10 protein-coding genes and 1 riboswitch are annotated in these 8,448 nt (G+C 73.4%); of the genes, 4 read left to right on the top strand and 6 right to left on the bottom strand.

Features of this window, described 5'->3' with window-relative positions; all coding sequences use genetic code 11:
• Positions 1 to 200: 200 nt before the first annotated feature.
• On the bottom strand, positions 201 to 1,127 hold the full coding sequence (locus GVL05_RS19255) for an NUDIX hydrolase (protein WP_159574186.1): 927 nt from the start codon (positions 1,125 to 1,127) through the stop codon (positions 201 to 203).
• Positions 1,128 to 1,223: 96 nt separating this feature from the next.
• Positions 1,224 to 1,319: riboswitch (TPP riboswitch) on the top strand.
• Here GVL05_RS19255 and thiM point away from each other — a divergent pair.
• The 3 genes from thiM to thiD all read left to right on the top strand — a co-directional run bounded on the left by thiM (position 1,308) and on the right by thiD (position 4,458).
• The gene (gene thiM / locus GVL05_RS19250; protein WP_200849282.1) at positions 1,308 to 2,180 is read left to right on the top strand and encodes a hydroxyethylthiazole kinase; all 873 of its coding nucleotides are present in this window, start codon (positions 1,308 to 1,310) and stop codon (positions 2,178 to 2,180) included. Its footprint overlaps the riboswitch before it by 12 nt.
• Positions 2,177 to 2,908, top strand: coding sequence for a thiamine phosphate synthase (gene thiE / locus GVL05_RS19245; RefSeq protein ID WP_235036075.1), 732 nt, complete (start codon positions 2,177 to 2,179; stop codon positions 2,906 to 2,908). Before thiM ends, thiE begins: the two co-directional genes overlap by 4 nt.
• Positions 2,905 to 4,458: a bifunctional hydroxymethylpyrimidine kinase/phosphomethylpyrimidine kinase gene (gene thiD / locus GVL05_RS19240; protein ID WP_235036074.1), complete on the top strand. Its 1,554-nt coding sequence runs from the start codon at positions 2,905 to 2,907 to the stop codon at positions 4,456 to 4,458. The genes thiE and thiD overlap by 4 nt, the downstream gene beginning before the upstream one ends.
• 66 nt (positions 4,459 to 4,524) lie before the next feature.
• On the opposite strand, the gene GVL05_RS19235 is transcribed toward thiD, so the two are convergent.
• From GVL05_RS19235 to GVL05_RS19220, 4 genes are all read right to left on the bottom strand, one after another.
• Positions 4,525 to 5,034 carry a metallophosphoesterase gene (locus GVL05_RS19235; protein WP_131879022.1) on the bottom strand — a complete coding sequence of 170 codons (510 nt, stop codon included), beginning with the start codon at positions 5,032 to 5,034 and terminating at the stop codon, positions 4,525 to 4,527.
• On the bottom strand, positions 5,031 to 5,501 hold the full coding sequence (locus GVL05_RS19230; protein WP_123939187.1) for a MarR family winged helix-turn-helix transcriptional regulator: 471 nt from the start codon (positions 5,499 to 5,501) through the stop codon (positions 5,031 to 5,033). Before GVL05_RS19230 ends, GVL05_RS19235 begins: the two co-directional genes overlap by 4 nt.
• Before the next feature lie 82 nt (positions 5,502 to 5,583).
• Positions 5,584 to 6,045, bottom strand: coding sequence for a VOC family protein (locus GVL05_RS19225; RefSeq protein WP_134193478.1), 462 nt, complete (start codon positions 6,043 to 6,045; stop codon positions 5,584 to 5,586).
• A 22-nt stretch (positions 6,046 to 6,067) separates the two neighbouring features.
• The gene (locus GVL05_RS19220) at positions 6,068 to 6,364 is read right to left on the bottom strand and encodes a GNAT family N-acetyltransferase (protein WP_111087034.1); all 297 of its coding nucleotides are present in this window, start codon (positions 6,362 to 6,364) and stop codon (positions 6,068 to 6,070) included.
• Positions 6,365 to 6,440: 76 nt separating this feature from the next.
• Here GVL05_RS19220 and GVL05_RS19215 point away from each other — a divergent pair, with 76 nt between their 5' ends.
• Complete coding sequence (locus tag GVL05_RS19215) at positions 6,441 to 7,076, top strand: NADPH-dependent F420 reductase (protein ID WP_159574185.1); 636 nt, start codon at positions 6,441 to 6,443, stop codon at positions 7,074 to 7,076.
• Between the two features lie 126 nt (positions 7,077 to 7,202).
• Here the strand turns inward: GVL05_RS19215 and GVL05_RS19210 are convergent, their stop codons facing one another.
• Positions 7,203 to 8,171 carry an aldo/keto reductase gene (locus GVL05_RS19210; protein ID WP_131846278.1) on the bottom strand — a complete coding sequence of 323 codons (969 nt, stop codon included), beginning with the start codon at positions 8,169 to 8,171 and terminating at the stop codon, positions 7,203 to 7,205.
• Positions 8,172 to 8,448: the final 277 nt, after the last annotated feature.

Raw genomic sequence — 8,448 nt, 5'->3', positions numbered from 1 at the left:
GGGCGCGGGCGTGCGCCGCACCGTGCGCGGTGCGTCAGTCCGTGCGACACCGGCCGCTCGGTGCGAGGTTGATGCGGCGCACGGAGCGATCAAGCCAGCACCGAACGAACGACCTCGCACCGTGCGCCGGACGCCGGACGCCGGACGCCATGCGCCGTGCGCCGTGCGACCTCGCACCGTGCGCCGACGGCGTACCGCCGCTAGAACTGGTCGCGCAGCCAGGACGGCCCGTGCACCACGGCACCGAGCGCCTCGACGCGGGCACGGAGCTCGCGATCAGCCGTGACGACCACGACGGGACCGTCGCCGGCCTCGACCGCCGCACGAGCGGCGTCCACGATGGCGTCGTCCCCCGAGCCCGGCGCCGCGACGACGTCGAGTGCACGGGGCAGTGCACGGGGCAGTGCGCCGTCCGACGACCCGGAGGCACCCCGGGCCTCGCGGGCCTCGCCCTCGAGCACCACGGTCCACCGCGGCCACCAGCGGGCGAACGGCAGCGCCAGCACGTCGGCGGTCACCCCGGACTCGGCGAGCGCCGTCACCGACGACAGCAGGCGTGCAGCGGCTCCCGCCCGGTCCTTCCACCAGCCGTCGGGCACGCTGCCGACGACGTTCGCCGCGTCGACGACGACGTGCGGGGTGGTGGTGAGGGACGCGCGGAGCGCCGGCCACGACCTCCCGAACCCCGGGTGCAGCGGCAGGTTCTCGACCTCGTCGACGGGGATCCAGGACAGGGCGAGACTCTCGCGGTCCGCGATCACCGGTTCGAACGGCCGAGCGGCACGCCCCACCACGGTCGTGTAGGTCCAGAACCCCAGGTCGAGGAGTGCCGTGTGGCGGAGGTCGACGCCGTCGTGGGGCACACCGGCTTCCTCGGCGGACTCGCGGAGCGCGCCGGTGACGGCCTCCTCGCCCTGGTGGCGTGCGCCCCCGGGGATGCCCCAGGTGCCGCCGTGGTGGCTCCACTCGACGCGGTGCTGCAGGAGCACGCGTCCGGCGCCGTCGTCGACGAGCAGCCCTGCGGCGCCGAAGAGTCCCCAGGCCTTGGTGCCGTCGGGACCGACCGCCCAGGCGTCGCCAGGGTCGCGGGGGCCTGGTGGCGGTCCGGGAGGCGTGGAGTCTGGCACACACCAACCCTGTCACACGGTGCAGGGCATGTGACCGGAGACGACGGGCCGGAGACGACGGGCCGGGGCACGACGTAGCTGCTCGTGTACGGTGTCGATCGAGACACGGGGTGCCGCAACCAGCGGCTGAGATCACACCCGTCGAACCTGCTCGAGCTCGTACTCGCGAAGGGATCGTCCATGGAAACCGCTGCGCCCTCCCCTGCCTGGGCCCACCGAACCGCCGAACTGCTCGAGGCCGTCAGAGCCCGGAGCCCGTTGGTGCAGTGCATCACGAACACCGTGGTGCAGAACGTCACCGCGAACGTGCTGCTCGCCCTCGGAGCCTCGCCCGCGATGGTCGACGTGGCGACCGAGGCGGGACCGTTCGCCCGGGTCGCCGACGCCCTGCTGGTGAACACCGGCACCCCGCACGCCGAGCCCCGGGTCGCGGCGCTCGAGGCCGCGCACGCCGCCCGCAACACCGGCACCCCCTGGGTGCTCGACCCCGTCGCGGTCGGCTCGTTGCCGGTGCGCACCGCCCTGGCCCGCGACCTGCTGGCGCTGCACCCGACGGTGCTGCGCGGCAACGCGTCCGAGGTCCTCGCCCTGCTCGGCACGTCGGCCGGTGGCCGCGGTGTCGACAGCACGGTGGGCACCGAGGACGCCCGTGCGGCTGCGGTCGACGCCGTGTCCGGTCAGGCGGCCGGGAGGCTCGTGGCCGCGGTGGCCGTGTCGGGTCCCGTCGACCTGTTGGTCGCGCCGGGCACCGGTGTGGTGCGGGTCGCGAACGGCACCGAGCTGTTGACGCGGATCACCGGGGGCGGGTGCGCCCTCGGCGCGGTCGTCGCCGCGTTCACGTCGGTCGCGCCCGACGACGCCGGTGCGGCCGCCGTCGCGGCGACCGCGGTGCACACGATCGCCGCGGAGCTCGCCGCCCGCGAGGCCGGCGGCCCCGGCACCTTCCAGCCGCTGTTCCTGGACCGGTTGGCGTCGCTCACCCCCGAGGACGTCGTCCGCGAGGCCCGGATCACGGTCGAGGCCGAGCCTGCGTCCTTGGTGGTACCGGCATGAGCGGGCTGCCGGAGGACTTCGGCGTGTACCTGGTCACCGACGGCGCCCTGGCCGACCGGCACGGTGTCGGTGTGCTCGGGGTGATCCGCGCCGCGGTGCACGCCGGGGTCCGGATCGTGCAGGTGCGGGACAAGGACGCCTCGGCGCGCGACCTGCTGGCCCTGACCGCTGCCGTGGCCGACGCCGTGGGCGACCGCGCCGCCGTGGTGGTCGACGACCGGCTCGACGTCGCCCTCGCCGCTCGGCACGCGGGACACCGGGTCGCCGGGGTGCACCTCGGCCAGTCGGACGTGCCGGTGACCGCTGCTCGTGCCCTGCTCGGGCCGGACGCGCACGTGGGGTTGACCGCGAACACCCCGGAGCACATGGCGGTCGTCGCCCGCCTGCCCTGCGGCACCGTGGACCTGCTCGGCGTCGGGGTCGTGCACCCCACGGCGACGAAGGCGGACCACCCACCGGCGCTCGGTCACCACGGGTTCGCCCGGCTCGCGGCAGCGACGGACGTGCCGTGCGTGGCGATCGGCGGGGTGACCCTCGACGACGTCGTGCCGCTCCGGGATGCCGGTGCCGCGGGAGTCGCGATCGTCTCGGGCATCTGCGCCGCGGCCGACCCCGGATCCGCCGCGGCGGCGTACGTGGCCGCGTGGAGCTCTAGACCCGGCCACGGGGCGGAGACGAGGGGACCCGGTCAGGGTGATCCGGGCCTCCCGGCCGGGGCCTGGTCGTGAGCGTCCCGCGCGTCCTGGCCATCGCCGGGACCGATCCGACGGGCGGCGCCGGACTGCAGGCCGACCTCAAGGCGATCGCGGCGCACGACGGGTACGGCATGGGCGTGGTCACCGCCCTCGTCGCGCAGAACACGCACGGGGTGCGGTCGGTGCACGTGCCGGACGTCGCGTTCCTGCGGGAGCAGCTCGACGCGGTGTCGGACGACGTCACGATCGACGCCGTGAAGATCGGGATGCTCGGCACAGCACCCGTCGTCCGCGTCGTGACGGACTGGTTGCGGGAGCACCGGCCGCCCGTGGTCGTCGTGGACCCGGTGATGGTGGCGACGAGTGGTGACCGGTTGCTCGACGAGGACGCCGCCGCGGCGATGGGTGCACTGTTCGGGCTGGCCGACCTGCTGACGCCGAACCGGGCCGAGTTGCAGGTGTTGGCGGAGCTGGCCGGGGCTGGTGCGGCGGCGGGTGCGGCGCCTTCGTCGCTGTCGTCGCTCGACGCTGCGCGGCTCGTGGCGTCGACGTGGGACGTGCTCGTGCTGGCGAAGGGCGGGCACGACGAGGGGCCGACCTCCGACGACGTGCTCGTGTCGCCGTCCGGGTCCGCCCGGCGGTTCACCGGTCCCCGCGTCGCGACGGCCAACACGCACGGCACCGGGTGCTCCCTGTCGAGCGCCATCGCGACGCTCGCCGCCCGGCACGGGGACTGGGAACTCGCGGTCGGGGTGGCGAAGCCCTGGCTGACGGCAGCCCTGCGGGGAGCCGATGCCCTGGAGGTCGGGTCCGGCAACGGGCCGATCGACCACGGTGCCGTGATCCGCGCGTTGCTGCCCGAGGTCCGGTTCACCGACGTGTGGTGGTCCGACGTCAGCGCCGTGCTGCAGGCGACGATCGAGTGCGGGTTCCTGGTCGGGCTGCGCGACGGGACGCTCGACGCGGACGTGTTCGCCGGGTACCTCGCGCAGGACCTGCACTACCTGCGGGCCTACGAGCAGCACCTGGCGGCGTTGGCGGCGCGCGCTGCCGGCGCTGCGGCTGCCGGCGCTGCGGCTGCCGGCGCTGCGGCTGCCGGCGCTGCGGCTGCCGGCGCTGGTCGTGGTCCTGCGGCTGCCGCCTTCTGGACGGCGGCGGCCGAGGGGTGCGCCGCCGAGGCCCGCGACCTGCACCACCGACGCCTCGCCGGCACCCACGCCGACGACCCCGTCCACCCGACGTGCGCCGGGTACCTCGCACACCTGCAGGAGGCGGCGGACTCCGGGTCGGCGGCCGTGCTCGCCGCGGCGGTGCTCCCCTGCTTCCGGGTCTACGCCTGGGTGGGGGCGCAGCTCGGCGCGGCTCCGGACGGCCATCCGTTCGCCGACTGGCTCACGGCGTACGGGGACCCGGGCTTCGCGGCGTCGAGTGCCGAGGCGGCCCGTCTGGTCGAGGAGATGGCGGCAGCCGCGACCCCGGTCGAGCGGGGGCGGATGGCGCGGGCGTTCCGCCGCTCGACCGAGTGGGAGCTGGCGTTCTTCGCGATGCCGCTGGCGGGGGCCGCGGGCGAGTTCACGTGCTGACCGACACCTCACGGGTTCGTCGACCCGCGAGGTGTCGTCTGGCGCGAAACGTCGGCGCGGGCGACCTCAGCGGGCCGGCGGCGGCAGGCGCACCAACTCGACGGCCAGGTCGGCGCCGGTCACCGTCCCGCGCATCCACGTGAAGTCCGGCTGCCGACGGCGATCGGTCGGCGAGCCGGGGTTGAGCAGCCGCAGCCCGGACGGTGCGACGGTGTCCCACGGGATGTGCGAGTGCCCGAAGACGAGCACGTCGACGTCCGGGTACTCGGCGGCCGCCCGGCGCTCCCGGCCCGTCGCGGCACCGGTCTCGTGGACGAGCGCGAACCGCAGGTCCTCGACCGCGAAGTGCGCGACGAGCGGCAGCCGGTCATCGAACTCGGGGCCGTCGTTGTTGCCGCGCACGCCCTCGAACCGGTGGGATCGGGCCTGCACGGCGTCGAGGGTGGCGAGGTCGACCCAGTCCCCCGCGTGCACCACCAGGTCGGCGGCGTCGACGTCCGCCCAGAGTGCCGCGGGCAGGTCCTTCGCCCGCTTCGGCAGGTGCGTGTCGGAGAGCAGGACGAACGACGTGGTCACGTCGAGGATCGTCCGGGCATCGGCAGTCCGGCCTCGTCCGAGGCGCCGAGCCGTTCGAGCAGTCCGGCGAGCAGGGCGATGTCGTCGTCGGACCAGCCGGCGAGCCGTTCCTCCAGCGCATCCCGGTGCAGCTGCACGGAGCGCTCGAGCGCGGTGCGACCGGCGTCCGTCGCCACGAGGGGCTTCGCGTTGCCGGTGCCGCCGTCGGTCGTCTCGATCAGCTTCGTGGCGAGGAGCCCGGACAGCTGCCGCGAGATCGTCGAGCGGTTCAGGCGCAGGTACCGGGCGATGTCGATGGCCATGCAGCCGGGGTGCTGCACCACGAAGTCGACGAGGGACTGGTCGACGACGCTCAGTGCCTGGTCGGATCCGCGGGCACGAATGCTCGCACGTCGGGTGATCCGGGCCAGCTCGGTGTACGCCCGGCCGATCTCGCTGTTCCGGATCCCGGAGCTCGGGTGGTCCATCGTGGCTCCAGCCTTTCGGTGCCGGCGCCGGCCGGCGGTCTTCTGTGCCGACACCATACCGGTCGGTACGCGAGATTCGGGCTCAGTGACCTGCAGCTGCGGCACGGAGCGCGGGGATGTCGAGCTTCTGCATCGTCATCATCGCCTGGAAGACACGGGCGTTCGCCTCGGGGTCGCCCGACCCGGTCATCAGCTCGCCCATCATCGACGGGGTCACCTGCCACGCGACACCCCAACGGTCGAACAACCAGCCGCACATGCTCGGCTTGCCGCCGTCGGCGAGCAGGGCGTCCCAGATGCGGTCGAGTTCGTCCTGCGTGTCGACGTCGACCTGGAACGAGACGGCATCGGTGTGCGGGTGTCCCGGTCCGCCGTTCATCGCCCGGTACGGCTGCCCGAGCAACGTGAACTCGACGACCAGGGTCGCGCCGTCCGGGGTCTTCGCCACGCTGTCGACCGAACTGCCGGGGAACAGGTCGACGTAGTACCGGGCGGCCTGCTCGGCTTGGTCGTCGTACCAGAGGAAGGGGGTGATGGTGGGCATGGGGCGCTCTTCTCGCGTCGGCTCAGTCCGCGGCACTGCGGATGAGCAGGTCTGACTTCTCGGGGTGCTCGTCGAACCACTTGCCGACGAACCAGCACATCGGCACGACCCGCTTCGTCGAGTTCGTCTCGACGTCGGCGACCGCGTACTCGACGAGTTCGGCCGCGTAGCCGTGCCCGCGGTGCTTCGGCACCGTGTACGTGTGCGGGAACGCGATCGCGTCGCCGTTCTCGCGGTAGTCGAGCACGCTCACGAGCTCGCCGCCGACGTACATCGCGTAGCGGTCCTGGTCGGTCTCGTCGCGGAACTCGTGGTCCATGCCGCCATCATGCTCCGCCCGGGGCGCACGTGCCCCACCGGGAATGCTCGTGGCCGCCGAGCGTTGGATGGACACCATGACAACGATCGGCATCATCGGCGCAGGCAACATCGGATCCCAACTGGCACGGCTCGCGGTGCAGCACGGCCACCAGGTCGTGATCGCGAACTCCCGCGGCCCCGAGACCCTGACCGACCTCGTGGCCGAACTCGGCGACCAGGCCCGTGCGGCCACCCGTGACGAGGCTGCCGCCGCCGGCGAGGTCGTCGTCGTGACGGTGCCGCTCGCGGCCATCGAGACGATCCCGGCGGAGCCGCTCGTCGGCAAGGTCGTCATCGACACGAACAACTACTACTGGGAGCGCGACGGGCACATCGCCGCGCTCGACGACGAGTCGACGACGACGGCCGAGCTGCTGCAGGACCACCTGCCCGGGGCCCGGGTCGTCAAGGCGTTCAACCACATCGGTGCCGCGGACCTGACCGGCCACGCCACCCCGACCGGCACGCCCGAACGCCGTGCCCTCGTGGTCGCGGGCGACGATGCCGAGGCGAAGCAGGTGACCGCGGACCTCATCGACGAGTTCGGCTTCGACGTCGTCGACGCCGGACCCCTCGCCGAGGGCTGGCGCATCCAGCGGGACACCCCCGGCTACGGCCCGCGTCTGACCGCCGACCAGCTGCGCGAAGCACTCTCCGCCGCCACCCGCTGACGCCCCGAGTCTCGGCCCCGCCGCCGCGAGACTCGCGCTGGGCGACAGTCCTCGGGCCGACAGCCGCGAGAACTGTCGCTCACGCCGAGACTCGGCCCCCGCGGGCGGCGGGCCGCGGCCGCCCGCCTACGCCCGGTCGAAGATGACCGTCATGTCGGCGATGTCGTCCTCGGTCGGCTCCCACGTGGTGCCGGCCTCGACGTTCTGCGTGATCTGCTCCGGCTTCGTCGCCCCCGCGATGACGCTCGACAGCCCCGGCTGCGCGAGCAACCACGCGAACGTCGCCTGCAGCATCGTGACGCCGCGGTGGTCGCAGAACCGCTGGTAGTCGTCGAGCACGTCCCACGGGGCGTCCTCGAGCAACTGCGGCTTCGACGTCGACAGGCGTCCGTCGGCCGGACCCCCGGCCTTCGTGTACTTGCCGGTCAGCAGCCCGTTGTAGAGCGGGAAGAACGGCAGGAACCCGAGGGCGTAGGCGCGGACGGCCGGCAGCACCTCGGCCTCGGCGGCACGGGCGAGCGGGCTGTACTCGTTCTGCGCGGACACGAACGCCGTGGTGCCGGCGATCGACGCGGTCAACTCGGCCTCGGCGATCTGCCAGCCCGCGAAGTTCGAGTGCCCGATGTAGCGGATCTTGCCCTCGCGGACCAGGTCGTCGAGGACCGACAGCGTCTCCTCGATCGGCGTCACGTCGTCGGGACGGTGCATCTGGTACAGGTCGATCCAGTCCGTCCCGAGACGACGCAGCGACGACTCGACGGCCAACCGGACGTACCGCCGCGATCCCCGCACACCCCAGTCCGGCCCGTTCGCGCCCTGCATGTCCATGCCGAACTTCGTCGCGAGCACGATCTCGTCACGCCGCCCAGCGATCGACCGGCCGAGCATCTCCTCGGACATGCCGGGCCGGCCGCCGTAGATGTCGGCCGTGTCGAAGAGCGTGACCCCGGCGTCGAGTGCCGCCCGCACGACGGCGTCGGTGCCCTCCTGCGACTCGGAGGCGGTCCCCGGCCGCCCGAAGTTGTTGCAGCCGAGGCCGACGGTGGAGACGACGAGCCCCGAGGGACCCAGTGGACGGTGTTCGATTCCGGTCATGCCCCGAACGTACCGGCGACCCCGGAACTGGGGCTGCGACATCCGCGACCGTTGCCACTAGAACTGACGATGGATCAGTCGACGAAGGGAGCACCGCAGTGGCGTCGCATCGCATGCAGGATTCGGAACGGCCGCGCCGTCCCGTCCCGTCCTGGGTGACCGCACCGGTCGTCGAACCGGCCGCGTCCGCCGGGCGGGTCGCGTCCGACTCCGCAGCGAGCACCGGCCAGGAGGTCCGTCCCACCCCCGCCACGTCGCGCGCCGCCCACGGTGCGCC

The sequence above is a fragment of the Curtobacterium sp. 18060 genome (assembly GCF_902706105.1).
Lineage (GTDB): Bacteria > Actinomycetota > Actinomycetes > Actinomycetales > Microbacteriaceae > Curtobacterium.
Note: the sequence above shows the minus strand (reverse complement) of the source record. Positions and strands in the feature narration are given on the sequence as shown.

What these genes read in the sequence shown, in the direction of transcription:
- GVL05_RS19215 (WP_159574185.1), top strand. Translation starts at nt 6,441, where the DNA reads ATGACAACGATCGGCATCATCGGCGCAGGCAACATCGGATCCCAACTG.
- thiM (WP_200849282.1), top strand. Translation starts at nt 1,308, where the DNA reads ATGGAAACCGCTGCGCCCTCCCCTGCCTGGGCCCACCGAACCGCCGAA.
- GVL05_RS19220 (WP_111087034.1), bottom strand. Translation starts at nt 6,364, where the DNA reads ATGGACCACGAGTTCCGCGACGAGACCGACCAGGACCGCTACGCGATG.
- thiE (WP_235036075.1), top strand. Translation starts at nt 2,177, where the DNA reads ATGAGCGGGCTGCCGGAGGACTTCGGCGTGTACCTGGTCACCGACGGC.
- GVL05_RS19230 (WP_123939187.1), bottom strand. Translation starts at nt 5,501, where the DNA reads ATGGACCACCCGAGCTCCGGGATCCGGAACAGCGAGATCGGCCGGGCG.
- GVL05_RS19225 (WP_134193478.1), bottom strand. Translation starts at nt 6,045, where the DNA reads ATGCCCACCATCACCCCCTTCCTCTGGTACGACGACCAAGCCGAGCAG.
- GVL05_RS19210 (WP_131846278.1), bottom strand. Translation starts at nt 8,171, where the DNA reads ATGACCGGAATCGAACACCGTCCACTGGGTCCCTCGGGGCTCGTCGTC.